We start from the raw sequence: 23,279 nt of genomic DNA on the forward strand, positions 1-23,279 counted from the left end.
TAAAAATGAGTAATCATAATAAAAGTGTGAAAACAGAAATTGGTCAGGGAATTTTTTGGCTGACGCTTAACCGTCCGGAAGCTCGAAATGCACTCGATGCCAATATGCTGAATGAAATCGAAAAGGCGATCACGGATGCAGAAGCGAATAAAGATGTCAAAGTGATTGTTATTCAGGGGGCTGGTGAAAAATCATTTGCAGCGGGTGCGGATATCCGTCAGCTAAATGAAAGAAAATCGCTCGAAGCACTCGTGCCAGGTATGCAAGGGATATATAACAAAATAGAAAATTGTTCAAAAGTAACGATTGCAGCGGTTCGCGGCTTTGCTTTGGGTGGAGGGTGCGAACTTGCAATGTCCTGTGATATTCGACTGGCAACGAAAAAGGCAAAATTTGGTCTGCCTGAATTAAGTCTAGGGATTGTTCCGGCAGCAGGAGGTACCCAGCGCCTTTCACGTATGGTTGGAAAAGGCAGGGCACTAGACATGATATTAACCGGAAAAATAATTGATGGGGAAGAAGCTGAACGAATCGGTCTCACATCTTATTTTGTGGAAGAGGAAGAACTGCAAGAAAAAATATTGGAAGTAGCTGAAAAAGTATTGAAAAAAGGACCTGTGGCAGCAATGCTTGCCAAGCATGCTGTGCATAAAGGCTATGACATTGATCAAGATACAGCCATGTGGATGGAGAAACTTTCCCAGGCTGTAGCATTTGGCACAGAAGATAAGCATGAAGGAACACTGGCTTTCCTTGAAAAAAGACAGCCAGAATTTAAAAACAGATAAGGGGATATCATAATGGATTTTAACTTCTCAGAGGATATCGAATTTCTAAGACAAAATGTTAGAAAGTTTGTTAAGGAAGAAGTAGAACCGGTTGCTATGGAAATTGAGGAGAAAAACGAAATCCCGGAAAAAATTGTGGAGCAATCTAAAGAAATGGGACTGTTCAGCTTAGGAATCCCGGAAGAATACGGCGGACTTGGTCTGGATATGGTGGGAAAATGTGCGATTTACGAAGAACTTGGAAAAACACATAATGGCTATACCACATTGATTGGTGCGCATACCGGAATTGGTTCTGTTGGTATTGTGGAACTTGGAAATGAACAGCAAAAGAAAAAATATCTTCCTAAATTAGCCACAGGGGAATGGATTGGCTCCTTTGCGCTTACTGAGCCGAGCGCCGGTTCAAATGCTGCAAATATGAAGACAACGGCTAAGAAAAAAGGCGATAAATACATCATTAATGGTTCCAAACATTATATTACCAACGCGGTAGATGGGCATGTTTTCACAGTAATGGCAGTAACCGATCCTTCCAAAGGAGCCAAAGGGATTACATCTTTCATCGTTGAAAAAGATTTTCCTGGTTTCATCCTTGGGAATGTGGAAGAAAAAATGGGTCTGCGCGGTTCTCATTCAGCAGAACTTTTCTTTGAAGATATGGAAGTGCCTGCAGAAAACGTGCTGGGTGAAGAAGGACGCGGCTATGTGAATGCCTTGAAAATTCTTGCTAATGGCCGGGCAGGTTTGGCAGCCCGAAATCTTGGATCCAGTAAACGTTTATTAGAGCATTGTCTGGATTATGCTCAGGAGCGCGAGCAATTTGGACAGCCAATTATTGAAATGCAGGCGATTCAGCATATGCTGGCTGAAATCAGCAAAGAAATCGCAGCACTGGAAGCGTTAACCTATAAAGTGGCATGGATGACCGATCAGAAACAGCGGGTAGTCAAAGATGCAGCTATTGCCAAATTATACGGATCGGAAGTATACAACAAAGTTGCAGATCTTGCTGTGCAAATTCACGGCGGTATTGGCTATATGAGGGATTATCCGATTGAACGCTATTTTCGTGATGCACGTATTACAAAAATCTATGAAGGAACATCTGAAATTCAGAAAAATATTATTGCAAACGAATTAAAGCGCGAAATGAAAAAATAGGAGTGATATAGTTTGAATGAATCATATATTATTGGATCGGTAAGAACAGCCGTTGGAAAAATGGGCGGGACATTGAAGGATGTCACAGTGGATTATCTGGCTGAAAAAGTGATTCGTGAATTGATTGAGCGACATGGATCAGGTATTAAAGCAGATGAAGTAATTCTTGGTCAGGCAAAACAGAGTGCTGACACCTCTAACCTGGCACGTCTAGCTGCCTTGCGTGCGGATTTGCCAACAGATGTTAGTGGATATACAGTACACCGTCAGTGCGGGTCCGGACTGCAGGCAATTAATAATGCAGACATGCAGATCAAACTTGGTTTGTCAGACGTAGTTATTGCAGGTGGAGCAGAGAGTATGAGTACAGCTCCATACTATTTACGAAATGCCCGATTCGGCTATCGGGCAGGAAATGGGGTCTTGCTGGATCCAAACACTGAAAGCCAGCCATGCTCACAGCCAATGGAGAAATACGGAAATCTAACGATGGGGTTAACCGCTGAAAATTTAGCAGAAAAATATAATATATCCCGTGAAGAACAAGATGAATTTGCCCAGCGGAGTCAAATGTTAGCAGATGATGCGATTAAATCTGGACGGTTTGAAAAAGAAATCGTTCCATATGAAGTAAAAGAACGCAAAAAAACGTTTACCTTTCATACAGATGAGCATCCGTTCCTTACTTCTCCGGAAAAGCTTGCTACGTTACCTGCCGTATTTAAAGAAAATGGCACAGTAACACCGGGTAATTCAAGTGGAAGAAACGATGCTGCGTCTGTAGTACTCATGATGAATAAAGAGAAAATGGTTGAATATGACTTAAAGCCAAAAGCAAGAATTGTTGCACAGGCTACAAGCGGAGTATCTCCTGAAATTATGGGAATTGGGCCGGTAGAATCAACCTATAAAGCGTTAAAACAAGCAAACCTTTCGATAGCTGACCTTGGCCTCATCGAATTAAACGAAGCATTCGCTGCACAGTCTCTGGCTGTGATTAGAGAAGCAAAAATGGATATCGATAAAGTTAACGTGAACGGGGGAGCCATTGCTTTAGGGCATCCAATTGGTGCTACAGGAGCCGTTCTCATGACAAAATTGCTGCACGAAATGGAGCACAGAGGGGAGAAATTTGGTTTAGTCACTCTTTGTATTGGTGGTGGTCAAGGTATTTCGACTATTATTGAATACCTTGACAATTAAAGTGTTTGCCAGTTTCAGTACAACTGCGGTGCTTCATTATAAAATAGAGGTACTGGCCGGGGCTGGAGTTATAAACGTCACCCGGATAAGGATAACTGAAAATAATGGAAACACTATTTAAACGGATAAAGATACGGAGGTGCGGTTCGCTTGGAATCGATACACATACTACAAATTCTTTCTATGTATCATGAGGATGGGGAAAAAGTTCTGAAAAGAAATGCAAAAATAACTAAATTGGAAACATTTAATGAACAAGAAATTATTGATTTTTTGAAAAGCAACAAAGTGGATGGAATTACCCTGCGTGCACCAGCCAGAATCACCCAGGATATACTCGATGCCTGTGAGGGGGTGAAGGCGATTTCCGGAGCGGGGGTCGGACTGGATAATATCGATGTAGCATATGCAACAAAGAAAGGTATCCCTATCCTTCATGCTCCAAAAGTAAATACGATTTCTACAGCGGAACATGCGGTCAGTTTGATTCTTGCTGTTATGAAAAATATTGTCCAGTTTAACAAGGAAATGGAAAAAGGAAATTACGCCTATCGTGACGGAAAATATACAAAAGAACTAAACAGGAAAAAATTAGGTCTTATTGGGTTTGGCTCTATTTCTCAAGAAGTAGCGAAAATAATGAAAAATGGTTTTCAGATGGAAGTACTCGCCTATGTACGAAGAATTCCGGAAGATAGGAAAGAAATAGCGGATTCAATCGGTGTAGAACTTACAATGAATATGGAGGAAGTTTTCCGAAAATGTGATGTAATCAGTCTTCACATTCCATTAAATGAAAATACAGACGGGATTATTGATAAAACTTATTTTGATATAATGAAGAAAGATGCTGTACTAATCAATACTGCCCGCGGGGGCGTCATCAACGAAGAAGACCTGGTAACAGCATTGGAAAATAATCAATTCTATGCTGCTGGAACAGATGTCTTCCGGAAAGAACCGGCACCAGCAGATCACCCATTTCTTATGGAGGAGAAAATTACTAAAACGCCCCACGTGGGCGGAATCAGTCAGGAAGCGGCACAACAGATGAGCGTGACGGTGGCAACCAATCTGTTAAAAGTGATAAAAGGAGAAAAAGTACCGACAATCGCGAACATAGATCAGCTTTCTTAATGAAAAGAATCCACTATGTAAATGGAAAAGAGGATACAGGGTGTTGAGCAAAGATACGTTTATTTGTCAAAGAGCGAAATAGGCTTGCTTATTCAACACAAGTATTTTGGATGGTAAAAAGAAAAATTGCGGGTAAGAAATACGAATTTCTTCCTTATAAATATAATAACTTAGTAAATCATAATTTTGACCATGACTGGAGAGATCAGCATTGAGTAAAAGTTTAGTAAAAGCAATTAAAATATTGGACTGCTTTACTGTAAATCCGGAAATGACAATTAATGAATTAGCCGAAACAGCAAATATGCCTAAAACAACCGTATTTCGTCTTGCTTCTTCTTTGGAAGAAGCAGGACTGTTAGTAAAAGAGAGAAAATCCAGTCATGAAGTTACATATCGGATGGGTCTGAAATTACTAACCTTTGGTAAACACGTAAGTGAGCAGCTTAAATACAATAAAGTAGCCCTGCCGCACATGAAGAAATTAAATGAAGAAGTTGACGAATTGGTTCATATAACTGTTTTGGAAGGAAACGAGGCAGTATATGCGGAAACGATTGACAGCTCTAAGCCGGTTCGCCTTGTTGTGAAGGTTGGCAGAAGATCTCCCTTATATGCGGGATCGGCACCAAAACTGTTACTGTCCAGTATGACAGATGAGAAGATTGAAGCATATCTTGACGAGGTTGAATTAACTAAATTAACAGATAATACACTGGATAACAAGGAAAGGTTGAAGGAAGAAATCCAAAAAATAAGAGAAAAAGGTTATTCTATTAGTCATTCTGAGCATTTTAAAGACACTGTTGGATTTTCCTATCCAATCTATAATCATCAAAAGGAAATGGTAGCAGCCCTGGGGGTGAGCATACCGGTGTTGGATTATTCTGAAGAAAAAGGAAAGGTGATTTTAGATAAACTTGAGGATACTGCGAAACGGATATGGGATGAGTTGGGGTATACGGTTTAATTAATTAAGATTATAAACAAATGGATTGTATTTTTATCACGGAGAACCGTTCGTAAAACGCTCACTGAGTGAAGTTTCGTTTGATTATATTTTACAAAGCCGTGTCCACTGACTTTCTTTTTAATTATTTCTTAAAACTCAACTATCGCACCTAAGAATATGCATATATATCTTGTTGTTTCAGGGTTATCAAGTTCTTCTTTATTGTGCTTGCTTTTTAGTTAAATCAGCTTTTTTTGAACGAATGATAGTGCATAGCTTCCGCTCCGTCCAACCACTCCGCTTTCCATGGGGACGGCTTCAGCTAACTTGAAAAGAAACCCGCTTTTCAAGTGGATCTTCAGCTCGCCCTGTTCCCATAGGATTCTGCGTGGTTGGACTCCGCTTAATTAGGATTCTACAGCGAATATAAGAAATAACATCCTGTTGGGGTGGACGAAATAGTATCTCTACCGCTTGATGACACGATCATTCCGTTATTACAAAGGGGTGGCTTAGCAGTTCGAATCATAAAAGCATGGATAATTAATATCAGAAATAGCTTTCATTCACAGAAAGAAATCTTAGCGGAACATTTTACCATGCACCACAAAAAATCTCTTCTGTCTGAAATACCTTTTATTTGTTCAGCTATTCCACGTATAGAACATCTAACTAGCGGAGGCGGACCGTTTTGACTCCTGTGGGATCAGCACCATCTGAAGATCCACTTTTGCCAAGCGCTCTTCTTGGCAAAAGTTAGCTGAAGAGCGTGCCCCTAGGAAAGCAAAACGGTCCGCCGCAGCGGTGCCTTACACTACACCTTCTATTCTTTGTCAAGGGAGTTATCGAAGGAACGACCAACTCCTGTTTCTATGGAAATAAAGTTTCTTTTTAAGGTGCGAAAGTTGAGTTAAAATATAAAAATGCTGACTCTAAAGTTAAAAGAGTCAGCATTTTTATATTGAAAACTTTGCATTTGCTCTATTAATCTACGTCAATTTGCGCACGCTGCAGTTTACCGCTATAGTCAACATAAATGGCACGCCACTCAGTAAATACGTCAAGAGCCTGAACGCCCGAATCTCTATGCCCGTTGCCTGTGCCTTTTGTTCCTCCAAATGGGAGGTGAATTTCTGCACCGGTAGTGCCAGCATTTACATAAACGATTCCTGTATCCAGATCACGTTGTGCTTTGAAAACACGATTCACGTCATTGGTGAAGATGGAACTCGATAGCCCATAAGTTACACCATTATTTACTTCGATCGCCTCTTCAAAGCTTTTCACCGGAATCAATGAAACAACTGGTCCAAAAATTTCTTCCTGAGCGATTCGCATATCAGCTGTTGCGTCAGTAAACAGGGTAGGCGCGAAATAATTTCCATTTGCATTGTCGCCCTCCGTCAGTTCATAACCGCCAGCCAATAATTTGGCGCCTTCATTTTTTCCGATTTCGGTATAGTTTTTGATTTTTTCCAGACCTGCTTTATTAATAATAGGACCAACTTTAATTGATTCGTTCAGGCCATTACCTATCGTTAATTTTTCCATTTCCGCAAGCAGGCGCTCTTCCAATGTTTCTTTGACAGCTTCATGTACAATAACGCGGCTGCATGCCGTACAGCGTTGTCCACTTGTTCCAAATGCACTCCAAATAATGCCTTCCACTGCCAAATCCACATCTGCGTCATCCATTACGATAACGGCGTTTTTCCCGCCCATTTCCAAGGAGACTTTTTTCAACTGCTTTCCACCTTCACTGGCTATATGTCTTCCGGTATCATTGGACCCTGTAAAAGAGATAACTCTGATGTCATCATGGTGAACCATTGCATCGCCAATTTCAGAACCCGCACCAAACACGACATTTAATACTCCCTCAGGCAAACCGGCTTCTTCAAATATTTTTGCTAGTTCGAATGCCATAATCGGTGTTTCGGTTGCAGGTTTCCAGATGACAGCATTCCCGGCTACGATAGCAGGAAATGACTTCCAGGTAGCGATGGCGATCGGAAAGTTCCACGGTGTAATTATTCCAACAACACCAACCGGAGTGCGCTGACTCATTGCAAATTTATTCTGCAGTTCTGCTGGCGTGGTTTGCCCGAATAGTCTACGCCCTTCTCCAGCCATATAAAAGGCCATATCGATTCCTTCTTGTACTTCTCCACGTGCTTCTTCAATAACCTTGCCGTTTTCCATTGTCAATAATTGGGAGAGACGTTCTTTACGTTCTTTCATTAGATAACCAACTTGATAAAGTACTTCAGCACGTTGTGGTGCAGGCACCAGCCTCCATTCTTTTTGTGCTTTTTTTGCTGCTGCTGCGGCATCATCAACAGACTTTGCGCTGGATAAAGGTACTTGAACTAGCTCTTCTCCTGTTGCCGGGTTAATTACTGCTTTAGAAGATTCTACTTCCATCCATTCTCCATTAATAAAGTTTGCAAGTTTATTCGTTTTCAAAGATACATCAGGCATGTAACCTACCTCCTAAAATTTATTAAATCTATTTCTTAATCCGTTTCAATAACTTTTAAGTATTCATTTTTTAGCGTTTCTTCCCCTGCTTTAGTTAATGATTCTTCACACTTCTCTATAAATCAAGCTGCTTTAATCGGTGTATGACTTCATCTAACCGGTCTTTGTTTACGGTTAAGGAGATCCGGATAAAGCCCTCTCCGGAAGGGCCAAACGCTGTGCCCGGTGTAACGATAATACCGGCCTCATCTAAAAGTTTTGCAGCAAAGCTTCTGGAACTATATTCAGAAGGAACTTTTGCCCATAGAAAAATAGTTCCTCTTGGCCTTTCAGTAAAAATGCCAATTTCGTTTAAAGCTGCGTGCATTTTCTCCATACGCTCTAAATAGATACTATTATTTTTCTTTACCGCAGCAAAGTCACTTTTCAGTGCTGCAGCTGCAGCTTTTTGAATAGGAAGAAACTGACTTGTATCCAGATTACTTTTTAATGTCGCTAAAGCCTGAATAACTTTTCTGTTTCCTACTACATAACCAATCCGCCAACCGGTCATGTTAAAACTTTTAGATAACGATCCAAATTCGACAACAATATCTTTTGCATTTGGAACTTGAAGAACACTCGGAGCTTTATAATCATCGAAAGTGATTAGGTCATATGCTGCATCATGAGCAAGAATAACATTATTTTCTAAAGAAAATGCAACCGCTTCCATAAAAGTATCTAATGTTACCGTAGCTGCTGTTGGATTACTGGGATAGTTAAGAAACATCAGCTTTGCTTTTTGGACATCGCTTTTTGCAAGCTTATCAAATCTTGGGACATAGCCGTTTTCGATGTCTAATGGCAGGCGGACATTTCTCCCGCCGGCGAGATGAATTCCTTTATCATACACTGGATAACCAGGATCCGGTGATAATACTGTATCTCCAGGATTAATAACCGCTTGAATAAGGTTGGCAATTCCTTCTTTAGAACCTATTAGTGCTAAGACTTCTGTCTCCGGGTCCAATTCTATGCCGTAGTGTTTTTTATAAAAGTCAGCAACTGCTTCCCTGTATTCAGAGCACCCGCTATAAGTTGAATATCGGTGGTTAGCAGGTTTTTTTGATTCCTCCGCCAGCTTTTCATATATAAAAGCTGGAGTAGGTAAATCCGGCGCACCAATTCCAAGATCAATGACATCTACCCCATTCTCTTCCAATTGTTTCTTCTTTCTCTGAAACTCGGAAAATAAATAAGGTGGTAAATTTTTCACTTTATCGGATATAAAAGTCATCGATAATCCTCCTATCATTAACCTGTTAACTTATGTCACAAATCCCGTCAACAGATCAAAGAGATCAGAAATTTATTATTCTTTCAATAAAATATTGAATACATATTAGCGGGGGCAAATTTTGTTTTGTAATCCTGTGTTATGAATATATATAGTCAATCACCTCTTTCAAATTAGTCAATTGGCTATTTGTCTTCATTTATAACGTAATGTATTGTTAAAATATATAGTTAAAATGCCTAAAAATAAAATGGGAATCTCATTGTTCTGCATCATTTCAGATATGACAATATATATTTCAAGATTCTTATACGCTTAAAAAGTGAGTGATAAAAACATATGGACGGACTAGTATAATTTGCACAAAAGATTGTAAAAAACAAAAAGTATTTTCTTTTACAATTGATAAGAGCGGCGAGAATGGATGCACTACAGGGACTTTATGGACTCTAATTGAAGAACGTTAAACAAAGTATTGGCACAGGCAGGTTTCGTCTCCCGGTCCCAACTAAGGCATTCGCGAAAGGCTTGGAGCATGCCTGGTTTTCTTGAGTACTGTATAGAGAATCATACAATCTTGAAAATTACTGGTATTGAGAGAAGTCATTTCTTCAATCTTGTTCAGTCTGTAAATTAGTGTGTTTCTGTGAAGGAATAATGCTTTTGCCGTTTTACTGATATTCATATTATTTTCGCAATACGTAATAAAGAGTTCTGCCATTTCACTAAAACGATCATATTCTAAAAACGGTTTTATCCGAAAAGTAACTTTCTCATGGAAGCTGTCGGGAATCTGAAGAGGAAATTGTTCCAAGATGATATTCCAATTATAGTTCGTGAAAATATTAAGATGCATATCGCTTTCTTTGGTAAATCTTATCAGTCTTTCTGCTTCTTGATAGGATTGATTGACCTCCTCTATGGATGATGACAAACTGCCGGCTGCAATCAATGGATTATTTATGGAATATATCTGGAGTAAATTGATTAATTCCGTACTTTGATCGTGAAAACATTGTAATATACTTCTATATTCTTCTTTCGAATTAACCTGCCTTATAACTACCATTTTCTCTGTGTTTAAAAAAGTGCAAATCATCTCATCAGGACCACCATAAGCTTCTTTTGTACAGCGCACAAGATTTTCTTTTAAATGGTCTATAGAGATATGTTTTTTTGCAGAGGTTAACAATGAATTCCCAATATCAATGACGATGCAAAAGTTCATTTTTCCATAGGTTATACCTAACATCTTACAATAATGCTCTACCCGATGTTTTTCTACGACTTCATTTAATAAAATATATTGGGCAAATGTCTCTTTTGTTTTTACTTCCATATCGGCAATTTGCTGACGAAAGGTTTGCTGCCACAACATTTCAACATAATTTTTTACCAATAGTCCATACGGTTTCACTTGTTCTGGCGGGCCAATGACTCCTAATACACCAACTGTTTTATGGTCAAATTGTAAGGGGAAGGCAATTCCCTCCAGCACATTTTCCATTTTTTCTATTTTTGTTTTATCGAATATTACTGAAGTGTTTTTTTCAATTACTTCTCTGGAAGGGAAATGCATTGTTCCAATCCGGTCGAGTTGAGTAGAACCAATAATATACCCGTGATTATCACTTAAGCTGATGGCAAATGGAGATATTTTCGCAACCGCTTTCACAACTGTTTGTGCAAATTGGACTAACTCTTTCATCATCGTCAATCCTTTCTACTTCAGAATATTAAACTACAAACATTTTATCAGAATTATTTTAATTTCGAAAGGTTCGGAATTCAAAATGTATCTATGTAATTTTGAATTGTTTTATCGTGTAATAACTGAGTGTATCACTCTCCCTTCAAGAAATAAGGGAAATATCATTTCCAAGTGGAAGATAAGGCGGCTAATAACGTCACGGTGATTTAATAAATAACTCTTTTCATGGGGGAGTTATCACAGTTCTAATCTCATTTTTTCAGTTGATGTGAAAATTCAGGTCTGCCTCAACAGATATATATGAAGTTTTATGTCTGGGAATAACCAGTTTACATGTTCATTCTTATGGATTTTATAATCAAATCATGTGTTGATTTTTTACAGTAAACTCTGTCTACTCATTTATGCATGTTTTATGTTTTTGGCAATTTACTAAAAAAAATAAAATTCATATTTTGGAAGCGATTTCAAAACATTTGTTTATTTTAACTAAAATTTAAAGCAGCTTTCACAGTGTATTTATCAGTGCGTTCATGGATCATCACTCTCCTTACGTAGATATAAAGTATTTTTATTGTAGGGAAATAACAGATTATTTTTAGGCGTTTTGTCTATATAATTCATAAATATAATACGGTATAACTAATCACAATTATAGTTATGAATTGTCTTACAACATAATGAAGAGGTGATTATTATGGCAAATAAAACTGATATTATTATCGTTGGCGGTGGTGTGATAGGGTCGAGTATTGCTTATAATTTATTAAATGATGGATATACAGGCGAAATTACAGTATTTGAAAAGGATAAATTGTATGAATTTGCTTCAACACCAAGAAGTGCTGGCGGGATCAGACAATTATTTACTACAGGGATTAATGTACAGATCGGCCGATACGGGCTGAAAAAATATACAACATTTGCAGAGGATATGGCAGTAGGGGACGAAAAGGCAGAAATTGATTTTAAACAGAGGGGGTACCTCTTTCTTGCTAAACATGAAAATCTTGATTATTTAAAGAAACAAATGGAGATGCAGCAGAGCTATGGTGTCCCTTCTAAACTGCTGTTAAAAGAAGATTTATTGTCGATAATTCCAGAGCTGCATAATGCAGATTTGCAGGGGGGACTTTATTGTGCGGAAGACGGGTATCTGGATCCTTATTCAGTCATGCAAGGTTATGCTCGTAAAGCAAGGGAACTTGGAGCAAGCTACATGTATGAAGAAGTAGAAAAGATACAATCAAATAGAGGTAAAGTGACAGGCGTCCAATTGAAAAATGGGAATACGTATGAAGCTCCCATCGTTATTAATTGCGCCGGCCCATGGGCTCCAAGTTTAAGTGAAAGTGCAGGATTACCCATCCCGGTCATCCCTCTTAAAAGACAAATCATTCAATTTGAGATTGCTGAGCCGCTAAAAAACGAGCTGCCATTAACGGTGGACCCCACCGGAGTTTATTTTCGCCATGAGGGTACATCCATCATTACCGGATATGGTGAAAAAGTAAAGCCGGGCATTGATTTCAAGTGGAATCGTTCATTTTTTGAAGAACAATTGTGGCCGATACTGGCGGAGCGGGTACCTAATTTTGAACGGGCAAAGATTACTGGAGGGTGGGCAGGAATATACAGTCATAATACGGAGGATCAAAATGCGATTATCGGAGAGCATCCCAAAATGGGTGGATATTTTATGGCTGTCGGTTTTAGCGGGCATGGGATGCAGCAGGCACCTGCAGTTGGAAAGGGAATATCTGAGCTGATACGTACCGGAGAGTATGAGACTATCGATTTAACACCACTTCGTTTTGAGCGGTTTGCTGAAAGAAAACTGGTTACCGAGGGGGCTATTGTGTAATCGCCTTGTTCCAGAGTTAATATGAAAGTTTCAATGGAGATCCCGAGATACTTGAAAATGTTGTTAAAACAGCCAAGGAGCTGGAAGAAGAGGGCGCCCGTGCCATTTCTTCAGCATGTGAGTTTTTGAAATCACCAAAAATAGGTAGAAGAAGCTGTTAATATACCAGTATACTTGTCCAGCCTTATTAAGATTCCATGGGTTAAAACAGGCTTGAAATTAAATCAAAAAATTGGAATATTAACAGCATATGCTGCAGGTATGAAGAAAAATTTATTTGAAAACTGTGGTGTATATGATTCAAAGTCTTATATCATAGCCGATTTAAGTTATTTATCTGAGTTTTCTGTGATTATAGAAAATAGAGGATCTTTTAATCATGCAAAAGTAAGGCAAGAAGTGGTTACAGCTTCTCTTGATTTAGTATATAAGAATCCGGATATTGGAGCTGTTTTATTAGAATGTAGTGATTTACCACCGTATACAAAGGATATACAAAGTCATGTACAGCTCCCTGTTTATGACTTTATAACATTAATTAATTGGTTCACCATTCTACTAGTCATAAACCATATCATGGTTTTATTTAATCATCTAAATATGGAATGAATCATATTATTGAAAAAGCATTTCTTGCGTAATACAAGAGAATTTCTTTTACTTTGTATGATGAATATCCGAATTATTCGGAGAGGAAATCAAATATTCGTTTTGTACAAAGAGCATAGGCGACAGAAGAAATTTATTATCATATTTGTTCTATATAAGTGTCCCTCGATATAGAACAACAGTTAATAAAACAATACAAGGGTATTTTGTTAATAAAAAGCACATATCAAAAAGAGAGCGCTGTCATGGCAAAGGGGTGGATTTAGATAATTTTTGAATAGTCCGATTAAAAAAGTTGTTCATTATCACGACTAAACCATCTTCATTAGAAAACTAAAACGCGATGAGAAAGAGGTACAGGAGAACATAAGTCAAGATGAACCGATGTGCGCTAAATTTGGTTCAGATGTGTTTATAGGGGGGGATGTTAAATATGAAAAATAGTCTTCGCATTGCTGGTGCCTATCTGGGTTTAGTTGTTGGAGCAGGCTTTGCTACAGGGCAAGAAGTTATTCAATACTTTACAAGTCTTGGGATCTGGGGAATGATTCTAAATTTAGTTATTGCTTTTGTTTTACTACCTTTTTTCGCCTATCAAATTATAAAATTAGGTCAAAAACTACATGTTACTTCTCATAAAGAAGCTGTTTACCATATTTGTGGAAAATACCTTGGCATCGTTGCGGATATATTGCTTATCTTCTTTATGTTTGGATTTGGAGTAGTCATGATTGCCGGAAGTGGATCCCTTTTTTTACAGCAGTATGGTATATCTCCAGCAGTCGGCGGGTTATTATTAATGATTTTTGTGATTTTGACGCTATTTCTTAATACGCAAAAAATAATCTCAGTTATAAGTATAGTCAGTCCGTATATGGTGACACTTATTTTTATTATAATGTCCTATTCTATGATTACTGCCAGTGATATTACCATTGCTGAACAAGATAGTATTGCACTCTCCCAGCCTTCAGCGACTTCCCATTGGTTATGGAGTGCTCTAAACTACGTATCATTGGTCGTTGCAATAGGTTTTCCGATTATCGCAGTGATTGGTACTACTGAAAAAAATAAAAAAGCGGCCAGAACCGGGGCTATTATTGGTGGTATCGTCTTTGCCTTTTTGATCACGCTTATGAGCTTTGCTCTCTATATAAATATCGATACATTACAAAATACTGATATTCCGACACTGATGATGGCCGCTAAGATTTCACCGATTATCGGCTTTTTGGCATCCATCGGTATATTATTGATGATTTTTAATACAGCGGTTCCTATGTTTTACTCTTTTACTGCCCGTTTTATCCAGGTGGGGACTCTAAAATATAGAATAGCTGTAGTTGTCATTTGTTTTATTGCTTATGTATTTGGCTTTGTTGGCTTTACCGATCTGGTTAATAAAATTTTCCCATTGATTGGATATTTGGGATTAATTTTACTTGGAGCAATAATAGTTAATATGTTTAGACTCCGGATTCAAGAATCCAGACTACAGGCGGATATGTTGTACGAAGAGGAGAAGGAAAATATTAAATAAACGGAACAGAAGAAAAGGAACGTTATCGCGGTGCTTTTCCCGGAAAGAATACCTAAAAAAAGCACGACAAAGGATTTCGGCGATGATAAACCTATCCATGTACCTCGTAATCATAATTTTGAAAGGAAGGATAATACATGAATATCTACGTACTATTAAAAAAGACATTCGATACAGAGGAAAAAATTTCTGTAACTGGCGGAGTAATTGAAGATCAAGGTGCGGAATTTATTATTAATCCCTATGATGAATATGCGGTGGAAGAAGCAATTAATCAACGGGATATTCATGGTGGAGAAGTTACTGTCATTACGATTGGTGACGAAGATTCTGAGAAGCAACTGAGAACTGCTCTGGCAATGGGCGCTGATAAAGCAGTATTAATTAATACGGAAGAAGATTTGGAAGAAGGAGATCCGTATACAACAGCGAAAATCCTGGAAGCTTTTTTTGAAAATAAAGAGGCTGATTTAATCTTAGCTGGCAATGTTGCTATTGATGAAGCCAGCGGTCAGGTCGGGCCTAGGCTTGCAGAGCTTTTGGAGATATCCTATGTAACTACCATTACGAGTCTTGAAATCGATGGAGATACGGTAAACATTGAAAAAGATATGGAAGGTGATGTAGAAATAATAGAAACAGCACTGCCTATTTTAGTAACATGCCAACAAGGATTAAATGAGCCCCGTTATCCATCGCTTCCCGGAATTATGAAAGCGAAGAAGAAACCATTAGAAGAATTGGAAATAGACGATCTTGATCTTGATGAAGACGATGTAGAAGCAAAGACAAAAACAATCGATATATATTTACCTCCTGAGAAAGAAGCAGGAAGGATACTTGAAGGGGATGTAAAGGGACAAGTACAAGAATTAGTATCTCTACTCAAAAATGAAAAGAAAGTACTGTAAATACAGTAGAAGGAAAGGAGAAATAAAATGAGTAAAATACTAGTAATTGGTGAAACAAGAGATGGGGAATTACGTAATGTATCATTTGAAGCAATTGCAGCGGCAAAAAAAATAAACGCTGATAAAGAAATTGTTGGGATTGTCATTGGAGATGATAATTTAGATGCTTTAGCTAATGAATTAATCTACTATGGTGCAGATCGGGCTGTAACAATAACGCATGAAAATCTAAAAAATTATACATCTGAAGGTTACGGTCAGGCTATTTTAGCTGTTGTTAAAGAAGAATCCCCTGATGGAATTGTCATGGGACATACTTCGATAGGAAAGGATTTAACCCCCAAGCTGGCAAGTAAATTAGAAACAGGATTGGTATCAGATGTAGTAGATATTGAAACAGATGAAGAAGATGTCATATTTAGCAGACCAATATATTCTGGAAAAGCATTTGAAAAGAAAATTATTACAGATGGAATTTCCTTTGTAACGATAAGACCTAACAATATTCCGGCCTTAGAACGAGATGAATCAAGAACTGGTAAAGTAGAGACGAAAGAAGTGGATATTGCAGGTCTTCGCATCATTGTTAAAGACATAATCCGCAAAGCATCTGAAAGTGTAGATTTATCAGAGGCAAATGTGATTGTAGCTGGTGGACGTGGTGTAAAAAGTGCTGACGGCTTCAAACTACTCTATGAACTAGCTGATATATTAGGAGGAGCAGTTGGTGCATCACGTGGCGCTTGTGATGCTGCATATTGTGATTACTCCTTGCAAATCGGACAGACAGGTAAAGTGGTTACCCCTGATTTATACATTGCGGTTGGGATATCAGGAGCCATCCAACATCTTGCAGGGATGTCTAATTCGAAAGTAATTGTGGCGATTAATAAAGATCCGGAAGCAAATATTTTTAATATTGCAGATTATGGTATTGTTGGTGATTTATTTGAAGTTATCCCAATATTAGAAGAGGAATTTAAGAAAATGCTTGTCACTTCCTAAGTATTTTAAGAAAAAGAGGTGCTTTCATATATGGCGCCTCTTTTACGTGCACCCCCATTTTTAATTGACATAATTCCAGATCTTCAACAGTTGACACCTCCATTCATTTAGTTATAATATTTAGTAATTATAAAATTACAAATTACTTATCTTGCTCTCTGTTGGAGGTGAATATATAATGGGAGGAAAAAAGAAGTATACTACACCAGATGGTTATACAAGTGATATTGCAGTGTTTACCATTGTTTCTGAAAAAAATGATGAAGCAGTACAGCGTAAAAAAGAACCTCCTAAAAAAAGATTGAAGCTTTTACTAATTAAACGGGCTAAAATAGATGCTGAAGGTAAGCCTAATATTGAAGCGGATAAATGGGCTTTGCCTGGCGGGTTTGTTGATGCAAAAAGAAGGGAATCTGCATTACAGGCAGCCGCACGGGAGTTAAAGGAAGAAACAGGAGTTGAAAATGTATTTCTGAAACATCTTGGGACATATGATACGTGGGGAAGAGATCCTCGCGGTTGGATTATATCGAATGCCCATTATGCAATTGTGCCGGAATTTCAGCTTGAAAAAAGAGCAGCAGCAGATGATGCCGCAGAAGTGGAGTTATTCTCATTAGAAGAAATAAAGCAGCTTTCTTTAGCATTTGATCACCAACAAATCATTGCAGATGCTATTGCTTTAATTGAATGGGATATGCTTCATTCAACCATTGCAAAAAACTTTCTGCCCAAGGAGTTTACGCTATCTGAATTGCAGCGTGTTCTGATGACTGTATCGAACCATTCCAGAATTACAAACACATCTGTATTTTTTGGAAAAGCTCCGAAATTACCTTTTTTAGAAAAAGTTGTCGATCTTCAGGGAAACTTAAAGAAAACGGAACGGAATTCATTCCGGCCGTCCCAATTATATCGATTTAACGATTATGTTGTTTCTTCATCTATTTGGTAATAAAATAGAAAGCGTATAAACCACAGGAGGAAATCAGAAATGAATTATATAGATGACAGTTTAATGCTACATACAGATCTTTATCAAATAAATATGGCGGAAACCTATTGGTATGACGGTGTTCATAATCGTAATGCTGTGTTTGATTTATATTTTCGTAAGCTCCCTTTTGGCAATGGCTACGGGTTGTATGCCGGATTAGAAAGGGTTATTGAGTATCTGCATAATTTTCGCTTTAGTGAATCAGATTTAACCTATTTAAAAGAGCTGGGTTATAAAGATGATTTTATTGCCTATTTACGTGATCTTCGGTTTACAGGCTCTTTGAAATCGATGCGTGAAGGAGAGGTTGTTTTTGCAAATGAGCCAATTATTCGTGTGGAAGCACCGTTAGCAGAGGCACAGTTGTTAGAGACGGCCTTATTAAATATTGTGAACTACCAAACACTTATTGCAACCAAAGCTTCTCGTATTAGACAGTTGGTCAGAGATCAGCCGGTAATGGAATTTGGTACAAGAAGAGCACAGGAAATGGATGCAGCGGTGTGGGGGACAAGAGCAGCATATATTGGCGGCTTTAGCGCAACTAGTAATGTTCGTGCCGGGAAATTATTTGGAATTCCTGTATCAGGAACCCATGCGCATTCGATGGTTCAAGCTTACCGTGATGAATATCTTTCCTTTAAAAAATATGCAGAGCGTCATCGTGAATGTGTTTTTTTAGTAGATACATACGATACACTTAATTCAGGCGTACCCAATGCGATTAAAGTAGCGCAGGAATTAGGAAATAACATTAATTTTAAAGGGATTCGGATTGATAGCGGCGACTTAGCTTATTTATCGAAGGAAGCCAGAAGAATGATGGATGCAGCTGGATTTACGGATGCAAAAATTTATGTCTCGAATGATTTAGATGAATATACCATTGCAAGTCTTCAAGCGCAGCATGCGAAAATTGATGTGTGGGGAATTGGAACAAAATTGATTACAGCATACGATCAGCCAGCCCTTGGAGCCGTTTATAAGCTTGTATCCATTGAAGATGAACATGGGGAAATGGTTGATACCATTAAACTGTCTGGCAACCCGGAAAAAATGACAACCCCTGGGAAGAAAAAAGTTTATCGGATTATTAATAAAGGGAACCATCATACAGAAGGTGACTATCTGACTTTAGAGGATGAAGATCCTAATCAGGAAGAGGAAATTATGCTCTTCCATCCTATTCATACGTATTATAAGAAAATGGTTTCTAATTTTGATGCAGTGAATCTTCATGAAGATATTTCAGTGGATGGAGAAATTGTCTACGAATGTCCTAGTCTGCTGCATGTCCAAAACTATGCAAAGAACCAGCTTCAGCTTTTCTGGGATGAATATAAACGTACAAACTATCCAGCTGAATACCCTGTGGATTTAAGTATAAAACTATGGAATAGTAAGATGGAGCATATTGAAAGTGTGAAGAAGCAAATAAAACAAGATTAAAATCGTTCGTTTTTATTAAAAAAGGATAGATGCTTGCACAAAAGGATAAAATACCAAGCAGCTTTTTATTACAGTGAAATTTTCGTGCGCTACGTGAAAAAACTGCCGATTCACAAAAATAGGTGGATATGGAGTTCTAATAAAGGAGTGTTTAGGAATGGGTGAATTACAGCAAACCATCATTAAAGCATTAAACGTACAACCTGAAATTGATCCCAAAAAAGAGATTCGCATCCGTATTGATTTTATGAAGGATTATTTGCGGAAATTTAGTTTTTCGAATGGCTTCGTTCTAGGAATATCAGGTGGACAAGATTCTACTTTGCTTTCGAAATTAGCTCAATTGGCGATTGAAGAATTGAATGAGGAGCAGGAAGGAAATACGTATCAATTTATTGGCGTCGAGCTTCCATACGGAAGACAAGGTGATGCGGATGACGTAGCAGATGCAATTGAATTTATTCAACCTACAAAAGTGCTGACGGTTAATATTAAAGCAGCTGTCGATGCAAGTGAGAAATCATTACGTGATGCAGGAGTTGCTATTAGTGATTTTCTAAAAGGAAATGAAAAAGCAAGAGAGCGTATGAAAGCACAATATAGCATTGCGGGAATGCATAATTGTTTTGTATTAGGTACGGACCATGCAGCTGAAGCAGTTACTGGGTTCTTTACAAAGCATGGAGATGGTGCATGTGATCTTGTACCGCTGGAAGGGTTAAATAAGCGCCAAGGAAAACAACTATTGAAAGAATTAGGTTGTCCGGAACACCTCTATTTGAAAAAGCCGACTGCCGATCTGGAAGATGACCGGCCGGCACTGGCTGATGAAGAAGCATTAGGTGTCACGTATGAAGAAGTGGATGATTATTTAGAAGGAAAAGAAGTGTCTCAGGAAGCGAGAGAAGTCATTGAGGGGCACTATATCAAAACCATGCATAAACGGGAGCCGATTGCCTCTGTTTATAATGATTGGTGGAAATAACTGGGAGAGAAGACGGGTCTTGTATTCGTCTTTTTTCCACTTTAAGAGGGAGTATAAAGAATTCAAGGAATAAAATATAAGTGTAACGGTTTTGATGGGCGAGTAAGCGCAAAAGCTCTTCGGTGGTGCGAGTAATCGCAGCCCCAGTCCCAACTAAGGTATTCGCAAAAGGCTGGGCGAATGCCAAGTTTTCTTTATTTTAGAACTTCTTATAAGCTAGAGAAAGGGTGATCACAAAATGAAGTATGTTATTGGTGTTGACTTAGGGACAAGTGCTGTAAAGTTGCTTTTAGTGAATCAGAAAGGAAAAGTGGTGCAAGAGGTATCGAAGGAATATCCATTAATGCAAGAAAAAGCAGGGTATAGCGAACAAAATCCGGAAGACTGGGTAGAGCAAACCATAGCTGGTCTTTCAGAGCTTGCAGAAAGTTTTTCTGGAGATCTGTCTGATATTGAAGGAATCAGCTTCTCTGGACAAATGCATGGGCTTGTTTTATTAGATGAACAAAAGGATGTTATTCGCCCGGCGATTTTATGGAATGATACTCGTACAACTGCAGAATGCCAAGAAATTACCGAGCGTGTTGGAAAAGATACACTTTTGCAAATACCAAAAAACATTGCATTAGAAGGATTTACATTACCTAAAATCTTATGGGTTAGAAAGCATGAACCGGAAAATTATGCAAAAGCAAAGCTGTTTTTACTGCCAAAGGATTATTTGCGTTTTCGTTTAACTGGCCAATTACATATGGATTATTCGGACGCTGCAGGCACCCTATTATTAGATATTGAGGAACGATTGTGGAGCAAGGAAATCTGTGAAGCGTTGGATATTGATCCTGATCTGTGTCCTCCCCTAATTCCTTCACATGAAGCGGTTGGAAATATCAATGAGGAAATTGTAAAGAAGACAGGGTTACCAGAAGAAATAAGCGTGTTTGCAGGTGGAGCCGATAATGCCTGCGGTGCGGTTGGTGCAGGTATTTTAGAACAAGGAAAAACAATGGCCAGCGTAGGCACTTCAGGCGTTGTATTATCTTATGAAGGCGCTGGAGATAAATCGTTTGAGGGAAAGGTACATTATTTTAATCATGCTGCTCCTGATGCTTATTATACGATGGGAGTAACACTTGCTGCAGGTCACAGTTTATCATGGTTTAAAGATACTTTTGCGGAGAAAATAGAATTTGATGATTTATTAAATAAAGCGAATGATGTAGCCATTGGGGCAAACGGACTTTTATTTACACCTTATATTGTGGGAGAACGTACGCCTCATGTAGACGCTTCGATCCGCGGCAGCTTCATTGGAGTCGACAGTTCTCATGAAACCAAACATTTTACAAGAGCTATTATAGAAGGAATTACGTTTTCTTTAAATGAATCTTTAGAAATTTTTAGAGAGAATGGAAAAGTTATTGATAACGTCATCGCCATTGGAGGCGGTGCAAAAAGTGACATGTGGTTGCAAATACAGGCAGATGTATTTAATGCGACGGTAATTAAGCCAAACAGCGAGCAAGGCCCTGGAATGGGTGCCGCGATGTTGGCTGCCTATGGTTCGGGATGGTTTGAATCTCTGCAAGAATGCGCTTCTGTATTTCTAGAGGATGCAAAAACAGTCGATCCTGTCCCGGAAAATGTAGAGAAGTATAAGGAGCTTTTTACTTTATATCAATCTGTTTATGCTTCAACAAACCAAATAAATAAGAAGTTAATGAACTATCGAAATAATGATGAAAAGTAGTTATTCATCACATGTTTCCCACCTTATGAATAATCTGTAATGGTATGTTAAAGAGGAAGGTGGAAGGGCATGGATACATTATTTACACTAGCATACGAGATTGGTTCTCTTTATGTTATTGTTGCAATCGGCTGGATTATAAGACGAAAGGGTCTGATCTCTGAACATGGTCAGCGTGCGTTTACAACATTATTATTATATATTGCTTTACCTTGTCTTATCATTAGTTCTATGCATATGCCCTTCCAATATGAACAAGCCTACGGTGCACTTATTATGTTTGTCCTTTCCATTTATATTATGGGAGGGACCCTTTTTTTAAGCCGGTTTATTACCAGAAAATTAACGCTGCCAATAAATCGAAGGGCAGTATTTGAAAATGTGATCCTGTTTGGGAATCAGGGATTTATCGGCATGGTTATTATTTTGCAGCTGTTTGGGCAGGAAGGAGTTCTTTTTGCTTCGGTATTTAATCTTATTTATTACGTTTTAATGTGGACATATGCGATTTATATTATGAATCCGGAAGAGCTCCCTGATTCGAAAGCAAAGTTTATTTTAAAAAATCCCGGCTTTTTAGCAACAATAATTGGTTTTGTGTTATTTATCTTTCCTGTTCAGATTCCCGCTTTTATCATAGAACCAGTAGCAACTATTGGCCAGATGACCGTGCCTTTATCCATGATTATGATTGGCATGATGATTTCGACGGTCACTTTTTCTAAAGCAATTGTGTATATGAAGGATATTTTTGTTTATATTGCTGTGTTTATCCGGTTATTTATGTACCCCATTGTTTTTTTTCTGCCGTTGTTATTATTTAACCTTCCTTTTGAATTATTTATGATAGCATGTTTGCTTTCCGCGACACCAAGTCCGGCAACGATAAGCATGTATGCCCAAGTATATGGGGGAGACATGGAATTTTCGGCAGTGGTTGTCTTTTTCTCTACACTCCTATCGGTGGTCAGTATTCCGATTGTCTATTTAGTGTTTTTGTTGCTAATGTAGCTTCGGTCAATGGAATATTTCTGATTCATTGATAACGATTGATTGAATGGGGAATTACCTTTACATCAAAATTATACTTTTTAATATTACTCAACTTTCGTACGTTAAAAAAGTAACTTTATTTTTATAGAAACAGGAGTTGAACGTTCCTTTGATAACTTCCTTGGTCGAGAATAGAAGGTGAGGTGTAAGGCACCGCTGCGGCGGACCGTTTTGCTTTCCTAGGGGCACGCTCTTCAGCTAACTTTTGCCAAGAAGAGCACTTGGCAAAAGTGGATCTTCAGATGGTGCTGATCCCTCAGGAGTCAAAACGGTCCGCCTCCGCTAGTGAGGTATTCTATACGTGGAAAACAACTCAACCAATAGATGTTTGATCAGATAGAACATATTTTTCGCGACTTTCTGGTAAAAGATTCTTTTCGTAACGATCCTGCTAACACTGC

The 23,279-nt window shown here is 38.4% G+C and carries 18 protein-coding genes; 15 read left to right on the top strand and 3 right to left on the bottom strand.

The annotated features are described in order from the left end of the window. Positions 1-5 precede the first annotated feature (5 nt). The 5 genes from BN986_RS19080 to BN986_RS19100 all read left to right on the top strand — a co-directional run bounded on the left by BN986_RS19080 (position 6) and on the right by BN986_RS19100 (position 5,262). Positions 6-788 carry an enoyl-CoA hydratase/isomerase family protein gene (locus BN986_RS19080; RefSeq protein ID WP_040983135.1) on the top strand — a complete coding sequence of 261 codons (783 nt, stop codon included), beginning with the start codon at positions 6-8 and terminating at the stop codon, positions 786-788. Positions 789-800: 12 nt separating this feature from the next. Beyond that, the gene (locus BN986_RS19085; RefSeq protein WP_040983137.1) at positions 801-1,952 is read left to right on the top strand and encodes an acyl-CoA dehydrogenase family protein; all 1,152 of its coding nucleotides are present in this window, start codon (positions 801-803) and stop codon (positions 1,950-1,952) included. Positions 1,953-1,964: 12 nt separating this feature from the next. Next, a complete protein-coding gene (locus BN986_RS19090) occupies positions 1,965-3,155 on the top strand; it encodes a thiolase family protein (protein ID WP_040983139.1) in 1,191 nt (396 codons plus the stop codon). A 183-nt stretch (positions 3,156-3,338) separates the two neighbouring features. Further along, a complete protein-coding gene (locus BN986_RS19095) occupies positions 3,339-4,292 on the top strand; it encodes an NAD(P)-dependent oxidoreductase (protein WP_040983750.1) in 954 nt (317 codons plus the stop codon). A 211-nt stretch (positions 4,293-4,503) separates the two neighbouring features. Next, on the top strand, positions 4,504-5,262 hold the full coding sequence (locus BN986_RS19100; protein ID WP_040983141.1) for an IclR family transcriptional regulator: 759 nt from the start codon (positions 4,504-4,506) through the stop codon (positions 5,260-5,262). Positions 5,263-6,228: 966 nt separating this feature from the next. Here the strand turns inward: BN986_RS19100 and BN986_RS19105 are convergent. From BN986_RS19105 to BN986_RS19115, 3 genes are all read right to left on the bottom strand, one after another. Continuing rightward, the gene (locus BN986_RS19105; protein ID WP_040983143.1) at positions 6,229-7,725 is read right to left on the bottom strand and encodes an aldehyde dehydrogenase family protein; all 1,497 of its coding nucleotides are present in this window, start codon (positions 7,723-7,725) and stop codon (positions 6,229-6,231) included. A 115-nt stretch (positions 7,726-7,840) separates the two neighbouring features. Beyond that, positions 7,841-9,004: an LL-diaminopimelate aminotransferase gene (locus tag BN986_RS19110; protein WP_040983145.1), complete on the bottom strand. Its 1,164-nt coding sequence runs from the start codon at positions 9,002-9,004 to the stop codon at positions 7,841-7,843. Positions 9,005-9,512: 508 nt separating this feature from the next. Further along, positions 9,513-10,715 carry a sugar diacid recognition domain-containing protein gene (locus BN986_RS19115; protein WP_081922267.1) on the bottom strand — a complete coding sequence of 401 codons (1,203 nt, stop codon included), beginning with the start codon at positions 10,713-10,715 and terminating at the stop codon, positions 9,513-9,515. Positions 10,716-11,412: 697 nt separating this feature from the next. Between BN986_RS19115 and BN986_RS19120 the strand changes: the two genes are divergently transcribed. From BN986_RS19120 to BN986_RS19165, 10 genes are all read left to right on the top strand, one after another. Next, entirely contained in the window at positions 11,413-12,579 is a 1,167-nt protein-coding gene (locus tag BN986_RS19120) for an NAD(P)/FAD-dependent oxidoreductase (RefSeq protein WP_040983149.1), read from the top strand. Positions 12,580-12,753: 174 nt separating this feature from the next. Further along, positions 12,754-13,188 (top strand): aspartate/glutamate racemase family protein, encoded by a 435-nt coding sequence (locus tag BN986_RS19125; RefSeq protein ID WP_052400938.1) that lies wholly within the window; start codon positions 12,754-12,756, stop codon positions 13,186-13,188. 433 nt (positions 13,189-13,621) lie between these two features. Next, complete coding sequence (locus BN986_RS19130) at positions 13,622-14,728, top strand: YkvI family membrane protein (RefSeq protein WP_052400941.1); 1,107 nt, start codon at positions 13,622-13,624, stop codon at positions 14,726-14,728. 137 nt (positions 14,729-14,865) lie between these two features. Then, on the top strand, positions 14,866-15,639 hold the full coding sequence (locus BN986_RS19135; protein WP_040983151.1) for an electron transfer flavoprotein subunit beta/FixA family protein: 774 nt from the start codon (positions 14,866-14,868) through the stop codon (positions 15,637-15,639). Between the two features lie 27 nt (positions 15,640-15,666). Then, positions 15,667-16,644: an electron transfer flavoprotein subunit alpha/FixB family protein gene (locus BN986_RS19140; protein ID WP_040983153.1), complete on the top strand. Its 978-nt coding sequence runs from the start codon at positions 15,667-15,669 to the stop codon at positions 16,642-16,644. A gap of 178 nt (positions 16,645-16,822) precedes the next feature. Continuing rightward, complete coding sequence (locus BN986_RS19145) at positions 16,823-17,599, top strand: NUDIX hydrolase (protein ID WP_052400943.1); 777 nt, start codon at positions 16,823-16,825, stop codon at positions 17,597-17,599. A 39-nt stretch (positions 17,600-17,638) separates the two neighbouring features. After that, positions 17,639-19,090 carry a nicotinate phosphoribosyltransferase gene (locus BN986_RS19150; protein WP_040983155.1) on the top strand — a complete coding sequence of 484 codons (1,452 nt, stop codon included), beginning with the start codon at positions 17,639-17,641 and terminating at the stop codon, positions 19,088-19,090. Positions 19,091-19,247: 157 nt separating this feature from the next. Continuing rightward, entirely contained in the window at positions 19,248-20,075 is an 828-nt protein-coding gene (nadE, locus tag BN986_RS19155; RefSeq protein WP_040983157.1) for an ammonia-dependent NAD(+) synthetase, read from the top strand. Positions 20,076-20,313: 238 nt separating this feature from the next. After that, complete coding sequence (gene xylB / locus BN986_RS19160) at positions 20,314-21,825, top strand: xylulokinase (protein WP_040983159.1); 1,512 nt, start codon at positions 20,314-20,316, stop codon at positions 21,823-21,825. A 69-nt stretch (positions 21,826-21,894) separates the two neighbouring features. Beyond that, complete coding sequence (locus BN986_RS19165) at positions 21,895-22,836, top strand: AEC family transporter (protein ID WP_040983161.1); 942 nt, start codon at positions 21,895-21,897, stop codon at positions 22,834-22,836. Positions 22,837-23,279: the final 443 nt, after the last annotated feature.

Origin of the sequence: Oceanobacillus jeddahensis, from assembly GCF_000750635.1 — a bacterium.
Lineage (GTDB): Bacteria > Bacillota > Bacilli > Bacillales > Amphibacillaceae > Oceanobacillus > Oceanobacillus jeddahense.

Bases quoted from the DNA above. Each gene is read 5' to 3' on its own strand.
- BN986_RS19105 (WP_040983143.1), bottom strand. From the start codon at position 7,725: ATGCCTGATGTATCTTTGAAAACGAATAAACTTGCAAACTTTATTAAT.
- BN986_RS19135 (WP_040983151.1), top strand. From the start codon at position 14,866: ATGAATATCTACGTACTATTAAAAAAGACATTCGATACAGAGGAAAAA.
- BN986_RS19145 (WP_052400943.1), top strand. From the start codon at position 16,823: ATGGGAGGAAAAAAGAAGTATACTACACCAGATGGTTATACAAGTGAT.
- BN986_RS19165 (WP_040983161.1), top strand. From the start codon at position 21,895: ATGGATACATTATTTACACTAGCATACGAGATTGGTTCTCTTTATGTT.
- BN986_RS19140 (WP_040983153.1), top strand. From the start codon at position 15,667: ATGAGTAAAATACTAGTAATTGGTGAAACAAGAGATGGGGAATTACGT.
- BN986_RS19085 (WP_040983137.1), top strand. From the start codon at position 801: ATGGATTTTAACTTCTCAGAGGATATCGAATTTCTAAGACAAAATGTT.
- BN986_RS19120 (WP_040983149.1), top strand. From the start codon at position 11,413: ATGGCAAATAAAACTGATATTATTATCGTTGGCGGTGGTGTGATAGGG.
- BN986_RS19130 (WP_052400941.1), top strand. From the start codon at position 13,622: ATGAAAAATAGTCTTCGCATTGCTGGTGCCTATCTGGGTTTAGTTGTT.
- BN986_RS19110 (WP_040983145.1), bottom strand. From the start codon at position 9,004: ATGACTTTTATATCCGATAAAGTGAAAAATTTACCACCTTATTTATTT.
- BN986_RS19150 (WP_040983155.1), top strand. From the start codon at position 17,639: ATGAATTATATAGATGACAGTTTAATGCTACATACAGATCTTTATCAA.
- BN986_RS19080 (WP_040983135.1), top strand. From the start codon at position 6: ATGAGTAATCATAATAAAAGTGTGAAAACAGAAATTGGTCAGGGAATT.
- BN986_RS19115 (WP_081922267.1), bottom strand. From the start codon at position 10,715: ATGATGAAAGAGTTAGTCCAATTTGCACAAACAGTTGTGAAAGCGGTT.
- BN986_RS19095 (WP_040983750.1), top strand. From the start codon at position 3,339: ATGTATCATGAGGATGGGGAAAAAGTTCTGAAAAGAAATGCAAAAATA.
- xylB (WP_040983159.1), top strand. From the start codon at position 20,314: ATGAAGTATGTTATTGGTGTTGACTTAGGGACAAGTGCTGTAAAGTTG.
- nadE (WP_040983157.1), top strand. From the start codon at position 19,248: ATGGGTGAATTACAGCAAACCATCATTAAAGCATTAAACGTACAACCT.